Annotated in this window: 18 protein-coding genes; 11 read left to right on the top strand and 7 right to left on the bottom strand. The window is 71.1% G+C overall.

Features of this window, described 5'->3' with window-relative positions; all coding sequences use genetic code 11:
- Positions 1-4: 4 nt before the first annotated feature.
- The 3 genes from mmsB to CK240_RS12010 are packed head-to-tail and all read left to right on the top strand — an operon-like array spanning position 5 to position 2,701.
- A complete protein-coding gene (gene mmsB / locus CK240_RS12020) occupies positions 5-1,192 on the top strand; it encodes a multiple monosaccharide ABC transporter permease (protein ID WP_276304931.1) in 1,188 nt (395 codons plus the stop codon).
- Between the two features lie 43 nt (positions 1,193-1,235).
- Positions 1,236-1,850 (top strand): 2-dehydro-3-deoxy-6-phosphogalactonate aldolase, encoded by a 615-nt coding sequence (locus tag CK240_RS12015; RefSeq protein ID WP_095640589.1) that lies wholly within the window; start codon positions 1,236-1,238, stop codon positions 1,848-1,850.
- Positions 1,847-2,701 (top strand): SMP-30/gluconolactonase/LRE family protein, encoded by an 855-nt coding sequence (locus tag CK240_RS12010; protein WP_095640588.1) that lies wholly within the window; start codon positions 1,847-1,849, stop codon positions 2,699-2,701. The genes CK240_RS12015 and CK240_RS12010 overlap by 4 nt, the downstream gene beginning before the upstream one ends.
- On the opposite strand, the gene CK240_RS12005 is transcribed toward CK240_RS12010, so the two are convergent.
- Positions 2,698-3,651 (bottom strand): LysR family transcriptional regulator, encoded by a 954-nt coding sequence (locus CK240_RS12005; protein ID WP_167650038.1) that lies wholly within the window; start codon positions 3,649-3,651, stop codon positions 2,698-2,700. The genes CK240_RS12010 and CK240_RS12005 overlap by 4 nt on opposite strands.
- Positions 3,652-3,791: 140 nt before the next feature.
- On the opposite strand from CK240_RS12005, the gene araD1 reads away from it, so the two are divergent.
- The 8 genes from araD1 (at position 3,792) to yjfF (ending at position 13,124) form a co-directional block, all read left to right on the top strand.
- Entirely contained in the window at positions 3,792-4,787 is a 996-nt protein-coding gene (gene araD1, locus CK240_RS12000) for an AraD1 family protein (RefSeq protein WP_095640586.1), read from the top strand.
- Positions 4,788-4,803: 16 nt separating this feature from the next.
- A complete protein-coding gene (araD, locus tag CK240_RS11995; RefSeq protein ID WP_095640585.1) occupies positions 4,804-6,546 on the top strand; it encodes an L-arabinonate dehydratase in 1,743 nt (580 codons plus the stop codon).
- Positions 6,533-7,474, top strand: a complete 942-nt coding sequence (locus tag CK240_RS11990; RefSeq protein WP_240517394.1) for a Gfo/Idh/MocA family protein — start codon at positions 6,533-6,535, stop codon at positions 7,472-7,474. The genes araD and CK240_RS11990 overlap by 14 nt, the downstream gene beginning before the upstream one ends.
- A gap of 4 nt (positions 7,475-7,478) precedes the next feature.
- Positions 7,479-8,588, top strand: coding sequence for an aldose epimerase family protein (locus tag CK240_RS11985; RefSeq protein WP_095640583.1), 1,110 nt, complete (start codon positions 7,479-7,481; stop codon positions 8,586-8,588).
- Positions 8,585-9,535 (top strand): galactofuranose ABC transporter, galactofuranose-binding protein YtfQ, encoded by a 951-nt coding sequence (gene ytfQ, locus CK240_RS11980; RefSeq protein WP_095640582.1) that lies wholly within the window; start codon positions 8,585-8,587, stop codon positions 9,533-9,535. Before CK240_RS11985 ends, ytfQ begins: the two co-directional genes overlap by 4 nt.
- A gap of 72 nt (positions 9,536-9,607) precedes the next feature.
- The gene (locus tag CK240_RS11975) at positions 9,608-11,119 is read left to right on the top strand and encodes a sugar ABC transporter ATP-binding protein (RefSeq protein ID WP_095640581.1); all 1,512 of its coding nucleotides are present in this window, start codon (positions 9,608-9,610) and stop codon (positions 11,117-11,119) included.
- Entirely contained in the window at positions 11,116-12,117 is a 1,002-nt protein-coding gene (locus CK240_RS11970) for an ABC transporter permease (RefSeq protein ID WP_095640580.1), read from the top strand. The genes CK240_RS11975 and CK240_RS11970 overlap by 4 nt, the downstream gene beginning before the upstream one ends.
- Positions 12,114-13,124, top strand: coding sequence for a galactofuranose ABC transporter, permease protein YjfF (yjfF, locus tag CK240_RS11965; RefSeq protein WP_095640579.1), 1,011 nt, complete (start codon positions 12,114-12,116; stop codon positions 13,122-13,124). Before CK240_RS11970 ends, yjfF begins: the two co-directional genes overlap by 4 nt.
- Before the next feature lie 75 nt (positions 13,125-13,199).
- Here yjfF and CK240_RS11960 read toward each other — a convergent pair whose 3' ends face one another.
- Genes CK240_RS11960 through CK240_RS11935 form a run of 6 tightly spaced genes read right to left on the bottom strand, consistent with a single transcriptional unit; the run spans position 13,200 to position 18,686 of the window.
- Positions 13,200-13,682, bottom strand: a complete 483-nt coding sequence (locus tag CK240_RS11960; protein ID WP_095640578.1) for a hypothetical protein — start codon at positions 13,680-13,682, stop codon at positions 13,200-13,202.
- A gap of 40 nt (positions 13,683-13,722) precedes the next feature.
- Positions 13,723-14,886, bottom strand: coding sequence for a Stk1 family PASTA domain-containing Ser/Thr kinase (locus CK240_RS11955; RefSeq protein WP_095640577.1), 1,164 nt, complete (start codon positions 14,884-14,886; stop codon positions 13,723-13,725).
- Positions 14,887-14,890: 4 nt separating this feature from the next.
- The gene (locus tag CK240_RS11950; protein ID WP_095640576.1) at positions 14,891-15,415 is read right to left on the bottom strand and encodes a phage tail protein; all 525 of its coding nucleotides are present in this window, start codon (positions 15,413-15,415) and stop codon (positions 14,891-14,893) included.
- Positions 15,402-17,930 (bottom strand): baseplate J/gp47 family protein, encoded by a 2,529-nt coding sequence (locus CK240_RS11945; protein ID WP_095640575.1) that lies wholly within the window; start codon positions 17,928-17,930, stop codon positions 15,402-15,404. Before CK240_RS11945 ends, CK240_RS11950 begins: the two co-directional genes overlap by 14 nt.
- Positions 17,923-18,327, bottom strand: a complete 405-nt coding sequence (locus tag CK240_RS11940; RefSeq protein ID WP_095640611.1) for a GPW/gp25 family protein — start codon at positions 18,325-18,327, stop codon at positions 17,923-17,925. Before CK240_RS11940 ends, CK240_RS11945 begins: the two co-directional genes overlap by 8 nt.
- Positions 18,328-18,338: 11 nt before the next feature.
- A complete protein-coding gene (locus tag CK240_RS11935; RefSeq protein ID WP_095640574.1) occupies positions 18,339-18,686 on the bottom strand; it encodes a PAAR domain-containing protein in 348 nt (115 codons plus the stop codon).

Below are 18,686 nucleotides of genomic sequence, written 5' to 3'. Positions count from 1 at the left end.
CGAACTGGGCGTCGCGGGCGGCGCCATCCGCGCCCGGCTGGGCGGGGGCCTGCGCCAGAACGGCATGGTGCTGGCGCTGCTGGCCATCGTGCTGTTCTTCGTGGTGGTGGTGCGCAGCACCCAGGGCATCGACTTCCTGTCGGCGCAGAACATCACCAACCTGTTTTTGCAGAACAGCTATGTCATCGTCATGGCCTTGGGGATGCTGCTGGTCATCGTCTCGGGCCATATCGACCTGTCGGTCGGCTCGGTCGCGGCCTTCACCGGCGCAGCCTCGGCCTTCCTGACGGTCAAGCTGGGCTGGCCGGTCTGGGCCGTCATGCCCGCCGTGCTGATGATCGGTGCGCTGATCGGCGCGGCGCAGGGCTACTGGATCGCCTATTGGCGCATCCCGTCCTTCATCGTGACGCTTGCGGGGATGCTGGTCTTCCGCGGCCTGACCCTGTGGCTGCTGCAGGGCCAGAACATCGGGCCCTTTCCCAAGGCCTTCCAGGCGCTGTCCACGGGCTTTGTCGGCGACGTGTTCGGCCCGGACAAGCCCAACTTCACCGCCCTGATCCTGGTCGCGCTGGCGGCCGCCGCGATCGTCACCAGCGGGCTGCGCGCGCGGGCCCAGGACGCGGCCTTCGGCACCGAGCCCGAGCCTGCGGGCCTGTTCTGGGCGCGCAATGCCGTGGTGGTCGCGGCCCTGATGTTCGTCGGATGGAAGCTCGCCATGTTCCGCGGCCTGCCGAACGTGCTGATCGTGATGTCGGTGCTGGTCGTCCTTTACGCCTTCGTGACCGAGCAGACGACGCTGGGCCGGCGCATCTATGCGCTTGGCGGCAACGAGAAGGCGGCGCGGCTGTCGGGGATCAAGACCGACCGGCTGGTGTTCCTGACCTTCGTGAACATGGGCGTGCTGGCGGCGCTGGCGGGGATGATCGTCACGGCGCGGCTGAACTCGGCCACGCCCAAGGCCGGCGTCGGCTTCGAGCTGGACGTGATCGCCGCGGTGTTCATCGGCGGGGCCTCGATGTCCGGCGGGTCGGGCAAGATCCTCGGCGTCGTCGTGGGCGCGCTGATCATGGGCGTGATGAACAACGGCATGTCCATCATGGGCATCGGCATCGACTACCAGCAGGTCATCAAGGGCCTGGTGCTGCTGGCCGCCGTGATCTTCGACGTCTACAACAAGGCCAAGCGCGCGTGAGGGTGCAGCGATCCGCAGGGCCGTCCGGACAGGGGGCGGCCGCATGACTCGACCGCTGATCGCCATTCTGCGCGGCATCCGCCCCGACGAGGCCGAGGCCCATGCCGAGGCGCTGATCGCTGCGGGCATCACGACGATCGAGGTGCCCCTGAACTCGCCCGAGCCCTTCGACAGCATCGCCCGGCTGATTGCCCTCTTCGGCGACCGTGCCCTGATCGGTGCGGGCACCGTCCTGGACCCGGGGCAGGTCGCGCGGCTGGCCGGGATGGGCGCCCGGCTGGTCGTGTCGCCGGATGCCAACCCCGAGGTGATCGCCGCGACCCGCGCGGCCGGCATGGAAAGCTGGCCGGGCGTCATGACGCCGACCGAGGCATTCGCGGCGATCCGCGCGGGCGCGACCGGCCTCAAGTTGTTCCCGGCCTCGCTTGTGGGGCCTGCCGGGCTTTCTGCGATGCGCGCCGTGCTGCCGCCGGACCTGCCGGTTTATGCCGTGGGCGGCGCCGGGCCGGAAAACTTCGGCGACTGGATCGCCGCGGGCGCCTCGGGCTTCGGCATCGGCACCGCCATCTATCGGCCCGGACAGCCGGTCGGCCAAACCGCCGATACGGCGGCGCGGGTGGTCGCCGCCCATGACGCGGCGGCCGGAACGCGGGCATGAGGCTGCTCGACCCCACGCCCTGCGAACTGGGCGAAGGCGCCTTCTGGCACCCCGAGCGGCAGGAGTTCCTGTGGCTCGACATCCTCGGCCGACGCCTGCACAGCACAGCGGCCCCCAGCCGCGACCTGCCCGAACTGACCTCGGCCATGGCTTGGGTCGATCGCGACCGGCTGCTGCTGTCCACCGAAACCGGGCTCTGGCTTTATGACCTGGGCAGCGGGACGATGGGCGAGCAACTCGTCGCCATTGCCGATGACGCGCCGGACCTGCGATCCAACGACGGCCGGGCCGATCCCTGGGGCGGCTTCTGGGCCTCGACCATGGGCAAGGCGGCGCAAGGGCGCGCGGGGGCCATCCGCCGCTGGTTCAGGGGCGAGCTGCGGGTGATCCGCGACGGGCTGACCATCCCCAACGCCATCTGCTTCGACCGCCGCCGCGCCTGCGCCTATTTCGCCGACACCGCGGCCGGGACGATCTGGCGGCTGCCGCTCGATCCCGCGACGGGCTGGCCTGCCGGTGAGGCGGAGGTCTTTCTGGACCTCGCGCCCGAGGGCCTTTCCCCCGACGGTGCCGTGACCGACGCCGAGGGCAACCTGTGGAACGCGCAATGGGGCGCGGGCCGGGTCGCCTGCTACGATCCGGGCGGGCGCCTGGTCGCCAGCGTTCCGGTCCCGGCTCGGCAGGCAAGCTGCCCGGCCTTCGGCGGCGCAGGCCTGTCCGACCTGATGGTCACCACCGCTTGGGAGGGCCTTGATCCCGAGGCCCGCCGCGCCGACCCGCAGGCCGGCTGCACCTTTGCCACGACCCTCGCCGCCCGGGGCCTGCCCGAGCCGCGCGTGCTGCTGCCCTAGTCGGCAGCCAGGCCCGCGGCGTCGGCAATCGCGCCGTAGGCCAGCGCCGCGGCGGGTGTCAGCTTGCGGTCCCGCATCGTCACCAGGCCGTAGGGCGCGACCATCAGGTCGCGGGCGACCGGCAGCCGCACGATCCTTGCGCCAAGCGAATCCTGCGAGCGGAAGAACTCTTCCGCCTGGGTGGACATGATCCCGATCGCGTTGCTGCGGCTGACAAGCGCCAGCGTGAACATCAGCGAGGCGGTGCCGACGACACGCTGGGGCAGTGGCAGCCCGCGCTCCATCAGGTAGGCCTCGACCGTGCGGCGCAGCAGGCCGGCGCGCGGCTGCATGACCCAGTCGAAGCGCAATGTCTCGGTCAGGTCCGCGGGCGGGTGCACGTCCAGTTCGTGCCCCGCGCGCACGATCAGGGACATCGGCTCGGGGCCGATCGTCCGCATGGAGAACTGCGTCGCATCCACATGGTCCGGGATGCGGCCCAGGTAGAAGTTGACGTCCCCCGCGATCAGTTCGCCGACCAGCCGGTCGCTTGAATCGACCATCACGTCGAAGCGGATCTGCGGCCGCATGATGCGCAGGTTCTGCAGCACGGGCAGCACCAGGTCCAAGGACGGCCCCGAGACCGACCCGAGGCTGACAAAGCCCGCCTTTCCGTTGTTGATGTCCCGCACCTCGGTCGCGGCGCTGTCGATCTCGTGCAGGATGCCGCGCGCCAGCTCGGCCAGCCGGGTGCCCGCCGCCGTCAGGTTCACCCCGCGCGGATGCCGCGCCGTCAGCTTGACGCCCAGCAGATGTTCAAGTTCCGACAGCATCCGCGAGGCGGCGGGCTGGGTCATGTTCAGCCGCTGCGCCGCCGCCACGACCTGGCCGGTGTCCGCGACATCGACGATCAGCTGCAGCTGTCGCAGCTTCAGCCCGCGCGCGGCGAGCGGCGGCGGTCCCTTGGTCATGGCGTCTCCTCGATCCTCTGCCCGACATTGCAGGAATGCCATGTCGGGCGTCAATAATCGCATTTGACCGCATGACGCCGGCCTCGCTACGCAAGGGTGACGCGGCCAGGATGCCCGGCGGCGCGGAAGAGGGTGGACCGATGCTGCTGTCCCAGATCACGACCCGAGACGGCCGCACCACGGTGGTGATGCGCGACGGCACCGAGGCACATGAGGTCCAGGGCTTCGCCTCGATGCTGGACCTGGCGCAGCACTGCATCGCCGAAGGGCGGACGCTGGCCGAGGTGCTGTCCTCGCGCCGGCCCGGCCCCGCGGTGGACCTGCGCGCCGCGCTGGACGAGGGGCGCGTGCTGCCGCCGCTGACCCATCCCGATCCGGCGCATCTGCTGGTGACGGGCACCGGGCTGACCCATCTCGGTTCGGCCGCGACGCGCGACGCCATGCACCGCGACGACAATGTCGCCGACACGCCGATGACGGACTCGATGCGCATGTTCCGCATGGGGCTGGAAGGCGGGCGGCCCGAGGCGGGGCGCGAGGGCGTTCAGCCCGAATGGTTCTACAAGGGCGACGGCCATTGCGTCGTCGCGCCGGGGGGCGAACTGCGGATGCCCGGCTTCGCCCAGGACGGCGGCGAAGAGCCCGAGATCGCGGGCCTTTACGTCATCGGCCCCGACGGCGTGCCCTTCCGCCTGGGCTTCGCGCTGGGCAACGAGTTCTCGGACCACGTGATGGAGAAGGTGAACTACCTTTACCTTGCCCATTCCAAGCTGCGCCAGGCGAGCTATGGCCCCGAAATCCTGGTGGGCCCGTTGCCCGAGGACATCCGCGGCACCTCGCGCATCCGCCGCGGCGGCCAGGTGGTGTTCGAGCAGCCCTTCCTGTCGGGCGAGGCGAACATGTCCCACACGATCGCCAACCTGGAACATCACCATTTCAAGTACGACCAGTTCCGCCGCCCGGGCGACGTGCACGTCCACATGTTCGGGACCGCGACGCTCAGCTTCGCCGCGGGCGTGGCGACCGAGCCGGGCGATGTGTTCGAGATCGAGGCCCCTGCCTTCGGCCTGCCCCTGACGAACAGGCTGGGCCGCGCCCCCGCCGCGACGGCGGCCACCGCCGTCCGGGCGCTGTAGGGAAGGGGGGAACGCGATGCCCTTCACCCCCGCCCCCTGGCCGCGCCGCCTTCGTTCGCAGGAATGGTTCGGGGGCGACAGCCGCGACAACATCTACCACCGCAGCTGGATGAAGAACCAGGGCTTCCCGGCCGACCTGTTCGATGGCCGCCCGGTGATCGGCATCCTGAACACCTGGTCCGAGCTGACGCCCTGCAACGCCCATCTGCACGACCTGGCCCAGCGCGTGAAGCACGGCATCTTCGAGGCCGGCGGCTTTCCTGTCGAGGTGCCGGTCTTTTCGGCCGCGGAATCGAGCTTTCGCCCCAGCGCGATGATGTTCCGCAACCTTGCCGCCATGGCCGTCGAGGAGGCCATCCGGGGCCAGCCGATGGACGGCTGCGTGCTGATGGTGGGCTGCGACAAGACCACGCCCAGCCTGCTGATGGGCGCGGCGAGCGTCGATCTGCCGGCCATCGTCGTCACCGGCGGGCCGATGCTGAACGGCTGGTTTAGGGGCGAGCGCGTGGGCTCGGGCACCGCGCTGTGGCAGATGTCCGAGGACATCAAGGCGGGCCGGATGAGCCGCGCCGACTTCCTGGAAGCCGAGAACGCCATGAGCCGCAGCCCCGGCAGCTGCAACACCATGGGCACCGCCTCGACCATGGCCAGCATGGCCGAGGCGCTGGGCATGGCGCTGTCGGGCAATGCCGCGGTCCCCGCGGTGGATTCGCGCCGCCGGATGATGGCGCAGCTGACCGGGCGGCGCATCGTGCAGATGGTCAAGGACGACCTGAAGCCCAGCGACGTGCTGACGCGCGCGGCCTTCGAGAACGCGATCCGCTGCAATGGCGCCATCGGCGGGTCCACCAACGCCGTGATCCACCTGCTGGCGCTGGCGGGCCGCGCCGGCGTGGACCTGAGCTTGGACGATTGGGACCGGCTGGGCCGCGACGTGCCCACGATCGTCAACCTGATGCCCTCGGGCAAGTACCTGATGGAGGAGTTCTTCTATGCAGGCGGCCTGCCCGTCGTGCTCAAGCGGCTGGGCGAGGCCGGGCTGCTGAACCGCGAGGCGCTGACCGTCAGCGGCCAGACCGCCTGGGAACAGGTGCAGGACGCCGTGAACTGGAACGAGGACGTGATCCTGCCGGTCGAGCGTGCGCTGACGCAGAACGGCGGCATCGCGGTGCTGCGCGGCAACCTCGCGCCGCAGGGGGCGGTGCTGAAGCCCTCGGCCGCCAGTCCGCACCTGCTGCGCCATCGCGGCCGTGCGGTCGTGTTCGAGGACATCGACGACTACAAGGCGCGGATCGGCGACGAGGCGCTCGACATCGACGAGACTTGCGTGATGGTGCTGAAGAACTGCGGGCCTCGCGGTTATCCGGGGATGCCCGAGGTCGGCAACATGGGCCTGCCGCCCAAGGTGCTGCGCAAGGGCATCACCGACATGATCCGCATCTCGGACGCGCGCATGTCGGGCACCGCCTACGGCACCGTCCTGCTGCACACCAGCCCCGAGGCCGCGCGCGGCGGCCCCCTGGCCATCGTGCGGACCGGCGACATCATCGAGATCGACGTGCCCGCCCGCCGCGTCCACCTGGACGTCAGCGACGACGAGATCGCTGCCCGGCTGCGCGACTGGACCCCGCCGCTGCCGCGCCCCGAGGGCGGCTATGCGCAGCTTTTCCATGACCACGTGCAGGGCGCGGACACGGGCGCGGACTTCGACTTCCTTCTCGGCTGCCGCGGATCGGAGGTGGGTCGTGACAGCCACTGAGCCGGTCGGGATCGCCGTCGTGGGCCTGGGCAAGATCGCCCGCGACCAGCACCTGCCGTCCATCGCCGCCAACCCCGCCTTCCGGCTGGCGGCCACCGTCAGCCGCAACGCCAGCCTGCCCGACGTGCCGTCCTTCGCAGGGCTGGAGGAGGCGCTGGCCGCCATGCCCGGGGTGGGGGCGGTGGCGCTCTGCGTGCCGCCGCAGGTGCGCTTCGGCATGGCCCGCGCGGCGTTGGAGGCCGGGCGCGACGTGCTGCTGGAAAAGCCGCCCGGCGCTTCCATGGCCGAGGTCATGGCGCTGGACCGGCTGGCGCGCGACGCGGGCAGGGTGCTTTACGCGACCTGGCACTCGCGCCATGCCGCGGGGGTCGCCCCGGCGCGGGACTGGCTTGCGGACCGGCGCATCCTGGGTGGGCGCATCACCTGGCGCGAGGATGTGCGCCGCTGGCATCCCGGGCAGGACTGGATCTGGCAGGCGGGTGGCCTCGGCGTCTTCGACCCCGGCATCAACGCATTGTCGGTGCTGACCGCCATCCTGCCGGTCGAGGTCTTCGTCAGCGCGGCCGAACTTGAGTTCCCTGCCAACCGCGACACCCCCATTGCCGCGCGCCTCACCCTGCGCACCACCGAGGGGCGGGCGGTCGAGGCCGATTTCGACTGGCGCCAGACCGGCCCGCAGACATGGGAAATCGAACTGGACACCGACGCGGGCCCCCTGCTGCTGACCGGCGGCGGCGCGCAGGCGCAAGCGGGCGGCGCGGTGCTGGCGCAGGCCGAGACGCTCGCCTCGGAATATGACGGGATCTATGCCGAGTTCGCGCGCCTTCTCGCGGCGCGGGAAAGCGCCGTGGACCTGCGGCCGCAACTGCATGTGGCGGATGCCTTCATGCTCGGCCGGCGGGTCCAGACCGATGCCTTCGAGGACTGAGGCGATGCGCGCCCCCCAGGATGCCGCGGTGGGGGAACAGGCTTCCGCCGTCGAGGACTTCGGCCTGCGCCCCGACGGCCAGCGCGTGAGCCGCATCGCCATCTCCGGGCACGGGCTCTCGGCCTGGGTGCTGACGCATGGCGCGACCCTTCAGGACCTGCGCCTTGCGGGCTTTCCGCAGCCGCTGGTTCTGGGCTTCCCCACCCTTGGGCCCTATCTGGCCGAGGGCCTGTATTTCGGCGCGATCGTCGGGCGCTATGCCAACCGCATCGCCGGCGGGCGCGCGCGGATCGGGGGACGGGACCACCAGCTCGACCGCAACTTCCTTGGCCGCCACCTGCTGCACGGCGGCGCGGACGGGACGGGGGTGCGCAACTGGCGGCTGGGCAAGGTGGCGGCGGATGCGGTGACTATGCATGACCGACTGCCCGACGGTCACATGGGCTTTCCCGGCGCGCTGGACGTGACGGTGCGCTATGCGATCACGCCCGGGCCGGTGCTGGGGATCGAGGTCACGGCCGCCACGGATGCCGAGACGCTCTGCAACTTCGCGCAGCACAGCTACTTCAACCTGTCGGGTCAGCCCACCGTTGCCGATCACCTGCTGCGCTGCCCGGCCGAGCGGTTCACGGCAACCGACGCCGATCTGATCCCCACGGGCGAGACGCCCCCGGTCGCGGGCACGCGCCACGACTGGCGCCAGCCGGTCCGGCTGGGCGAGCGGCTGGAGGCGGGGCTGATCGACGACAACCTCTGCCTTGGCGACGTTCGCCTGCCCCAGCCGCGCCCGGTCGCGGTGCTGTCGGCCCCCGGCGGGCCGGTTCTGCAGCTCGAGTCCACCGAGCCGGGGTTGCAGGTCTATGCCGGCGACCACATCCGCCTCGGCGCGCCGGGCCTTGCAGGCCTGCCCTACCGGCGCTTCGCCGGCATCGCGCTTGAGCCGCAGCTGTGGCCCGACGCGCCCAACCATCCGGGCTTTCCCTCGGCGCGGCTGCGCCCGGGCGAAACCTACCGGCAGATCACGCGGATTCGGCTGACGCCCGCAGAGGCCGAGCCGGATGGGCCCGAGGGCCATGACCGGGGCGGGGAGAGCCCCCAGAGGAGGACGAGATGAAGAACCTGACCGCCTATGCGCTGTTCGCCACCACCGCCCTTGCCGCCCTGCCTGCGGCAGCCGAGACCGTGGGCTTCGCCCAGATCGGTTCGGAATCCGGCTGGCGCGCCGCCGAGACCACCGTGACGCGGCAGGAGGCCGAGAAGCGGGGGCATGACCTCAAGTTCGCCGATGCCCAGCAGAAGCAGGAGAACCAGATCAAGGCGGTGAAGACCTTCATCGCCCAGGGCGTGGACGCGATCCTTCTGGCGCCGGTCGTCGCCACCGGCTGGGATCAGGTGCTGCAGGAGGCCAAGGAAGCCGAGATCCCGGTCGTGCTGCTCGACCGGCAGGTGGACTCCAGCGAGGACCTGTACCTGACCGCCGTCGGCTCGGACCTTGAACACGAGGGCCGCGTGGCCGGGGAATGGCTGGTCCAGCAGGTGGGTGACAAGACCTGCAACGTGGTCGAACTGCAGGGCACGACCGGGTCGTCCCCGGCCATCAAGCGCAAGGCCGGCTTCGAGGCCGGGATCGCCGGGCACGACAATATCAAGATTACCCGCAGCCAGACCGGGGACTTCACCCGGACCAAGGGCAAGGAAGTGATGGAAAGCTTCCTCAAGGCCGAGGGCGGGACCGAGATCTGCGCGCTTTACGCCCATAACGACGACATGGCCGTGGGCGCCATTCAGGCCATCAAGGAAGCCGGAAAGAAACCCGGCACGGACATCCTCGTGGTGTCGATCGACGCAGTTCCCGACATCTTCCAGGCAATGGCCGCGGGCGAGGCGAACGCCACGGTCGAACTGACGCCGAACATGGCGGGGCCCGCCTTCGATGCGCTGGAAGCCTATTGGAAGAACGGGACGGTGCCGCCGAAGTTCATCCAGACGGAATCGAAGCTCTACACCCAGGCCGACGATCCGCAGGCGATCTACGAGTCCAAGAAGAACCTCGGCTACTGAGCCGCAGAGCACCGGGGGCGGCCCGCCGCCGCCCCCGGCCCGCCAGGACGACGCGCAGGGGAGGGCGCTGGCATGGACGCGGTTCTTGAGGCGCGCGGGATCACGAAGCGTTTCCCCGGCACGGTGGCGCTCGACGCCGTGGACTTCACGCTGGCCCGCGGCGAGGTCCACGCGCTGCTGGGCGAGAACGGCGCCGGCAAGTCCACCCTGATCAAGTGCCTGACCGGCGCCTATGCGCGCGACGGCGGCACGGTGCTGCTGGACGGCCGGCCGGTCGCCCCGCGCAGCACGGCCGACGCCCAGGCGCTGGGCATCGGCACGGTCTACCAGGAGGTGAACCTGCTGCCCAACCTTACGGTGGCCGAGAACCTGATGCTGGGACGCGAGCCGCGGCGGCTGGGGCTGACCGACCGGCGCGGGGCGGGACGCGAGGCTGCGCGGCTGCTGGCGGACTATGACCTCGACATCGACGTGACCCGGCCGCTGGACGCCTATTCGGTCGCGGTCCAGCAGATCGTCGCCATCGCCCGCGCGGTGTCGCTGTCCGACAAGGTGCTGATCCTGGACGAGCCGACCGCCAGCCTGGACGCGGCCGAGGTCGAGCGGCTGTTCGGCATCCTGCGCCGCTTGCGCGGCCGGGGCCTGGCGATCGTCTTCATCTCGCATTTCCTTGATCAGGTTTATGCCATCGCCGACCGCCTGACCGTGCTGCGCAACGGCCGCAACGTCGGCGGCGGTCCCGCGGCCGGGGTGGACCGGCTGGCGCTGGTGAACATGATGCTGGGCCACGACCTCGCGCAGGCCGAAACCGGGCACCGCGCCCGCGCGCCGGACGACGGCCCCCCGGCCGCCCAGTTCCGCGACTTCGGCCGCAGCGGGCGCGTCGAGCCATTCGACCTGACCATCCGCAAGGGCGAGATCGTGGGCCTCGCGGGGCTGCTGGGCTCGGGCCGGACCGAGATGGCCGAGGCGATCTTCGGCATCGACGGCAGCGACAGCGGCACGGCCGAGGTCGGCGGCACGGCGCGGCGGCTGGACAGCCCGCGCGCCGCCATCCGGGCCGGGATGGGCTTCTGCCCCGAGGACCGCAAGACCGACGGCATCGTGGCCGACCTGGGCGTGCGCGAGAACATGATGCTGGCCCTGCAGGCACGTCGCGGATGGACCCGCCCCGTCGCCCGGCGCGAGCAGGACCGGATGGTCGCCGACTACATCCGCCGCCTCGACATCCGCACGCCCCATGCCGAGAAACGGGTGGGCGAGCTGTCGGGGGGCAACCAGCAGAAGGTGATCCTCGCCCGCTGGCTGCTGATGAACCCCGGATTCCTGATCCTCGACGAGCCCACGCGCGGCATCGACGTGGGCGCCCATGCCGAGATCATCCGCGTCATCGAGGAGCTTTGCGACCGCGGCATGTCGCTGCTGGTGATCTCGTCCGAGCTGGACGAACTGGCCGCCTATTCGGACCGGGTGATCGTCATGCGCGACCGCCGCCAGGTGGCCGAGCTTGCGGGCGCCGCCGTCAGCACCGGGGCCATCGTCGCGGCCATCGCCGCCGCTCCGCAGCAGAGGACCGCGCCATGACCCTGCCTGCCGGCCTTGCCCGGATCCTGCCGATGCTGGCGACCTTGGTGCTGCTGGTCGCCGCGATCACCGTCGTCTCGCCCGGCTTTCTGGAGATCTCGGTGGCGAACGGCCGTCTGTACGGCAGCCCGATCGACGTGCTGAACCGCGGCGCGCCCGTGGCGCTGCTGGCCATCGGCATGACGCTGGTGATCGCCACGGGCGGCATCGACCTGTCGGTCGGCGCGGTCATGGCCATCTGCGGCGCGGTGGCGGCGAAGATGGTGACGCTGGGCTATCCGCTGCCGGTGACGTTGCTGGCCGCGCTGGCGACCGGCGCGGCCTGCGGGCTGTGGAACGGGCTGCTGGTGTCGGTGCTGCGCATCCAGCCGATCATCGCCACGCTGATCCTGATGGTGGCGGGCCGGGGCATCGCGCAGCTTGTGACCGAAGGGGCGATCCTGACCTTCTCGGACCCGGGTCTTGCCTTTCTCGGGTCGGGCGCGGTCCTGGGCGTGCCGTTTCCCGTCCTGCTGTGGACCGCCGCCGCCGTGGGCACGATCCTTGTCCTGCGCCGCACCGCACTGGGCTTCCTGATCGAGGCGGTGGGCGTGAACGCCCGCGCCGCCTATCGCGCCGGGGTGAACACCCGCGTCACGATCATCGCGGTTTATGTCGTCTCGGGCCTCTGCGCGGCGCTGGCCGGGCTGGTGGTGACGGCGGATATCCGCGGTGCCGACGCCAACAACGCGGGGCTGTGGCTTGAGCTCGACGCGATCCTTGCGGTGGTGATCGGCGGCAACTCGCTTCTGGGGGGGCGGTTTTCGGTCGTCGCCTCGCTGATCGGGGCCATGATCACCCAGACCGTCAACACCGGCATCCTGCTGGCGGGTTTCCCACCCGAGTACAACCTGCTGATCAAGGCATGGATCGTGCTGGTGATCCTGGTGGTGCAATCGCCGCGGCTGCGGCCCCTGCTGGCACGCCGCAGGGCCATGCGGCGGGGAACACCGACATGAACGCGCGGCTTCTGCCCTTTGTCGTCACCTGCGGGATCTTCGTTCTGGCCTATGGCCTGGCCTGGCTGCAGTTCCCGGCCATCCTGTCCACGCGCGTGATCGGCAACCTTCTGACCGACAACGCCTATCTGGGCATCGTCGCGGTGGGCATGACGGTCGTGATCCTGTCGGGCGGGATCGACCTGTCGGTCGGCGCGGTGATCGCCTTCTCGGGCGTGTTCATCGGCGTGATGCTGCGCGACACGGGCCTGCATCCCTATGCCGTGTTCGTCCTGCTGCTGCTGATCACCACGCTTTTCGGCCTGGCGATGGGTGCGGTCATCCACCTGCTGGAGATGCCACCCTTCATCGTCACGCTTGCCGGCATGTTCATGGCGCGCGGCGCGGCCTATGTGCTGTCGATCGACTCGATCCCCATCCGCCACCCGGCGATCGAGGCGATCCAGTCCGCCTACTGGCTGATGCCGGGCAAGGGCCGGCTGACGCTGATCGCGGGGCTGATGCTGCTGACGGTGGCGGCAGTCACGCTGCTGATCCACCGCAGCCCCTTCGGCACCCGCGTGATGGCGGTCGGCGGGGACGCCCGCACGGCGCGCCTGCTGGGCGTCGATGTCGGCCGCACGACGGTGGCGGTTTACGGCCTGTCGGGCTTCTGCGCAGGGCTGGCCGGGGTGGTCTTCGCCGTCTACACCTCGGCCGGCTATTCGCTGGCGACGGTCGGCACCGAGCTGGACGCCATCGCCGCCGTCGTGATCGGCGGCACGCTGCTGACCGGCGGCAGCGGCTTCGTGCCGGGAACGCTGGTCGGCGTGCTGATCATGGGGCTGATCCAGACCTACATCGTCTTCGACGGCACGCTGTCCAGCTGGTGGACCAAGATCGTGATCGGCATGCTGTTGTTCGGTTTCGTCGCCCTGCAGAAGGGGCTGGTGCAACTGCGATCCAGAAAAGGCGGGGGCAGGCGCCGCGCCCGTCGACAGTCCGCGCAGGGGCGTGCGGCGGCCTGACTACCCAGCGCCCGACCTACGACGCCCCCGGCCTGCGACCGGAAAGGCGCGTCGCCTGCGGACCGGGCCGCCGGGTCACTGCACCACCTGGAAGCGCAGTGCCGTCTGCGCCTCGATCGTCAGATGGCCGCCGCCCGGTCCGACGGTGAAGGAGATTTCGTCGCCCTGATCCCCTTTCTCGATCTGCGGCTCGCAGGCGGGGTGCAGCGGCAGCCCGAGGCAGGCCACCGCCTCGGGCGGATCGCACTGCCGGGCCGGCGTGGGGCGACAGACGAATGTCACAAGCGCGGCGCCGCCGTCCTGATGGCGCAGCGTGAGCAGGCGCAGGTCCTGGCCGGGGGCAGGGGGGATCTCGGCCTCGCGCGCCTCGCCCGCAGCCTGGGCGAAGGCGGTCTCGCCGCCGAGGTCGCGGACCCGCGGTGCCCAGCCCCCGAGAACCCGGCCCAGCACCCGGGTCCAAGCCGGCGGATCATCCCCGCCGCGCGGGCGGGGCGCAAGAAACATCAGGGCCACGAACAGCGCTCCGAACAGCGCCAGCGCGATCAGCCCCTTTCGCATGATCCGCCATCCAAAGGGGGATCGACGCCGCCCGCCGGGATCACTGCTGCAACCTCTGCATGTTGACGCCGTCCATGAACCGGGGTGCCACGACAAGGTCCCTGACGACGAAGCACCGGATGCCCGTGCAGGGCTGGCTGCGATAGATCACCTGGACGATGCTTCCCGCCGGAAGCTCGGTCGGACCCTCGGGCACGGTGCGGCGGACCAGCCCGTCTTCCGGGCCTTCGGTGACGCTGCTCAGTTCCATCCCCAGCCCGAGGTCACTCAAGGTCTGCTGCACCTGCGACACGGTCATTCCCGCAAGGCGGGGCAGGCGCACCATCGGGACGGGCGGCGCGGCGTTCTTGATCTCGGCAAGCTTCGCGGTGTCCACTAGGACCTGGCCATCGGCGATGGACAGCGCCGGCGCATATTTGACGTCGAAGCCTTCGGCCGCCAGCGCGGTCACGGCAGCGGGCGGAAAGCGGGCATCCGGAAAGCGGCAGATCAGCGAATCGCAGGACCCCGCCGGTGTCAGTGCGGTCAGTTCCACGATCTCGTCCTCGTCCACGCCCGCGCCTGCACGCGGGTCCGTCGAAAGCACCGCCAGGGGCTCGCCCTCGCCGTCGCGCGTCAGCGCGAAGCTGACCCCCCGGTTGATGGTGGACACGACCGTCGCGGCGGCAACCTCGGCGCGCTGGCCCACGAGACCCTCGGGCACCGGGGTGGCGGGGGGGCGCATGAACATGAAGGCGCCGACCCCCACCAGCACCGCCACCATCGCGGCGGCGGCGGCGAAGATCCACCAGGGCACCCGCTTTTTCGGCGCGGGCGGGGCGGCGACGCCCGTCAGCGCAAAGGCGACCGCGGGCCCCTGCACGAAATCCGCGTCGGGGTCGCCTTCGGCAGCCACCCGCAGGCGGAAGCCGTAGTTCCCCGCCGGCGCGTTCGCAGGCGGGCGCACGGTCACGTCGATCGCGTGGTTGCCGCCGTAAACGAAGTCGCGCTCGATCTTGCCGGGCGAGGTCGCGGGCGCGCCCGCGATCTCGAACCACTCGGGCCGCGCGCCTTCCAGCGGCTCGACGGTGATCCGGCCCACCTGCGCGGACGGAGCCATGTTGCGGACCAGGAACGTGGCCTTCGCGGGCGGCGTCACCCCGCTTGCGTCAGGCGCCCCCATCTCTAGCCGCGAGGGTGCTTCGGTGATCTGGAAGGACGGCATCTTCTCAACTCCCTTGGTTCGGGCCGACGTCGGGGACTGGGGTCAATTCGAAGGTGGTGAAGGCGGGTTTCTCGAACGCGATGATGCGCAGCACGAGGTCGAGCCGGGGCAGGGCCGCGGGCGGGATGCTGACGCTGAAATGGAACGGGCGCTCGGCGCTTTCCTCGATGGCGAAGCCCTGGGTGCCGGTCGCCGTTTCAAGAAACTGGCGCAGGGTGGCGGCCGAGCCGCTGCGGCGGCTCAGCCCGGCCGCGGCCGCCACCAGCTCGCGCAGCTCGGCAGTGTCGGGGCGGTCCTCGCCGGGGTTGGCCTGCAGGTAATGCCCCAGGCCCACCCAGGCCGCCAGCACCGGCACCAGCCGGTCGGGCGCGCGGCGGGGATCGATCAGCAGCGCCGGATCGGCGATCGCGGCCTCGAGCGAGCCATGCAGCGCCGCCATGACATGCAGCAGCCCGTCGAGAACCGAGCCTTCGGCGATCTCGCGGCGGTAGATCTCGGGCAGCAGCAGGGCGATCTCAGCCGGTTGCATCGGGACCCCCCGGAACTTCGGCGCCGAACTGCATCCGGTGCGCGCCCGCACAGGGCAGCCAGCCGGGCGGCAGCGGAAGGCGGTCGGTGAAGCGGCGGCCCTCGATGCGGGTAAAGGTGAGTTCGGCCGGCTCGCCGCGGAACAGCCCCTGCGCGGTTCCCGCCAGCAGCACCCGCGCGCCGGGTCGCAGCGCCACCGCCGCCACCGGCAGAAGCCGCGCCCGGTCGGCGTCGATCGGCAGGCCCGAGGTCAGCCGGGACGCGCGCCAGGCGGGCTTGGCGCTGCCTGCATCAAGCATCAGCACGCCTGCGTCGCGGGTGCCGGCGGCGACCTGCCCTGCGGCCACGTCGAAGGCCAGGCAGGATCCGCCTTTCCAGCCCTCGGAAAGCCGCTGCCAGCCCATCGGGTCCAGCCCGTCCGAGCGCACCGAGATCCGCATCGGCCCGGTCCAGGTCTGCCCTGCCTCGGCCCATACCGCTGCCCAAAGCCAGAGCTGCCCGCCTTCGCGCGAGAAGGCGAGCGATCGGATGTCGAGCCCGTGCGATCCGGGAAGCTGCTCGAAACTGCCGCTGGCCCCGCAGCGTGAGGAAAGCCACACGCCCCCGCCCGAGCGCGCGGCCAGCGCCACGAAGCCCACGCCGGCGGCGTTGGTCGCGCTGGCGGCGGCGTAGAAGCCGGTGACGCCCGATCCGACCTCGGTTGCCTGCAGCCCCGGCGTGGAAAGGTCGCGTTGCAGGCAGCCCTCGGCGCCGGCGATCACCAGCCAGCGTCGGCCTTCGCGCACCGTGACGGCAAGGCCGTGGACCGGCTTGGGCAGGACCTCCAGCTCGGCCCAGTCCTCGCCGCAGCTGCGCGAGGTGCGAAGCTCGGTCTGGCTGTCCGCGCGTTCGAGCGCAAGCGCCAGGAAGCCCGGCACCTCGGGGTCGGTCGCCAGCGCCTTGGGCCGCACTCCGTCCTCTCCCGCGACCCGCTCCCAGCTTTGCGCGTCGTCGAGCGAGCGGTAGAGCCCGTCGGTCATCAGTGCGTAAAGCGTGCGCGGCTGGTGCGGATCGGCAACCAGCCGGCTGACAGGCCCTTCCGGCCCGTCGCCGGTGGACAGGCTCACCCCTTCGGCATAGCGCACCCCCGGCTCGGCGAGGATCGCCTCGTAAACCTCCGAGATGCGCAGGGCCTTGCCGGCGGGCCAGCCGCCGAGCGGCGACAGCAGCGCGTTCAGCCGGCGCGTGACCCGCCGTTCCAGCGCGGCGAGATCCTCGGACGGCGAGGCGGCAATGCGGGCTTCGACGGACACGCTGCGGCACTTCGTCCAGCCGACGGCGACACGGACCCCGATGGGGCGGTGGGCGTCCAGCAGCTTCTCGACGCGGTCGCGCAGCGGCACCTGACGGTGAGAGGCCAGCATTTCCTCGGTCACGGCGCCGGACTCGGGGTCGGGGGGGACCTGCGGCACGATGCGGACATCAACCACGCCGGGCCGGCCGAAGGACCACAAGGCCAGTTCCGCCTCGGCGCGCGCGCGGGCCACGCCCCCGGCGGCCAGCGCCACCCGTTCGAAATCCGTGGCGGTGATCGCGGATTCGGGCATCCTCACGGCGTCGGAGCCGCGCGCCACGAAGGCGACGGGCGTCTCGGCGTCCTCGCCACCGGTCGCGCGGGCAGGATTGGTGATCGAAAGTCCCGGCACCGGCTGGCGAAGCCGGACAAGCGTATCGGGGGGAACGTTGCCGGCGCGGCCGCCGCCCACAAGGTACCAGGCGCGGATCTCGGCCCCCCGTGGCGGGATCGCGAAGCCGCCCGAATCCGCCGCGCGGATCACCCCCGACAGCGGTGCGAAGGTGATCCGCCCCGCGAGGCGGTCGGCGGTGAAGGCGCGCGGAGGCTGGCCGGGACGGAAGCCCGGCACCTCGTCCCACAGCACGAAGACCCGTCCCTCGAGGTTGACGGTCCGGGCCTCGGGCGGGACCTCGTCGCCGCCGGGCCATTCGACGCCGATCCGCAGCGTCTCGACCACCGGCAGGGGCCGTGGCACCGGCCCCCGGCGCAGGGTGAAGCTGCGCCCCGCCTCGCCCGTGCCCAGTCCCAGCAGCTCGCCTTCGACCGGCTCGGCGTTGACGGCGGATACCTCGGCCACGGTTTCGCCCTTGCCGAAACGAAGCGGGCCGCAGGTGGAAAAGACCACCTTCCCCTCGGGGTCCGAGACGCGCAGCCCTTCGGGCCATTCGGCGGCGGGCAGATCGTCGCCCGCGCGGCTCGCCCGCAGCCGCGTTTCGGCCGCGGCGGCGGGCAGCGGCAGGATGCCCAGCAGCTTCAGCAGTTCCAGATGCAGCCGGGACGGCAGGCGGTTCAGCCGGTAAAGCATCGTCTCGGTCAGCCAGGCATAGACCTCGAGCAGGGTCATGCCCGGATCGCCGGGCGAGTGGTCGGTCCAGTCGGGACAACGGGCGCGGATGATCGCCAGCGCCTCGTCCACGAGGTCGGCAAAGCGGCGGCGGTCGATCAGGTCCTCGTCACGCATGGGGCCTCCCCAGATCCAGCGTGAAGCTGAGGCTGCCCCGCTGCACCGTCTGCCGGATGCGGTATTCGAGCCAGATCCGCAGCGCCTCGGGCGAGTCCTGCAGCGACGGACCCGCGTTCAGCCGCAGGATCTCGACCCGCGGCTCCCACCGGCGCAGGGCCTGCCGGACATAGTGGATCGCAAGCCCCGCGGTTGTCGCGTCGTTGGGGGCGAAGGCCAGCCGGTCCAGCGGGCAGCCGTAATCGGGCCGCATCACCCGTTCCCCCGGCACGGTGCCCAGAAGGATCATCAGCGACTGGCTGATGAGAGCGGGCCCGCTGACGGTGGCCACGGTCCCGTTCGCGGCAAGCGCGGGGCCGCCCGGCTGCGCGAAAAGCCATCCCTGCAAGCCTGCCATCGCGCCCTCCTTCATTCGCCCACGGTGACGAAGTCCTGCCCCGCCGCGCCGGCCGAGAAGGGCACGATCCCGAGCTTGCTCCAGTCGGTCTTTCCGGTGGCGGACAGCTTCGCCAAGGGTTTGCCTTCTATGAAGACAAAGCTGGAATAGGACGCCGCCTCGTCCACCGAGACCGTCCTGAAGCACGGCGGATTGGCGGGCGTCGCATGCGGGCAGGCCCTGATCGGCCGGTCCAGCAGGTCGGGCCGGACCAGCGCCGGCACGCCCTGGATCCGCACCAGGTCCTGCGAGGCTTCCAGCCCGACGCGGCCTCCGTGGGCGCAGCTCAGTCCGGCCTTCTCGGTCAGCACCTTCAGCAT

Source organism: Paracoccus salipaludis (genome assembly GCF_002287065.1).
Lineage (GTDB): Bacteria > Pseudomonadota > Alphaproteobacteria > Rhodobacterales > Rhodobacteraceae > Paracoccus > Paracoccus salipaludis.
The sequence above is the reverse complement of the archived record's forward strand: the minus strand, read 5'-3'. Positions and strand labels throughout refer to the sequence as shown.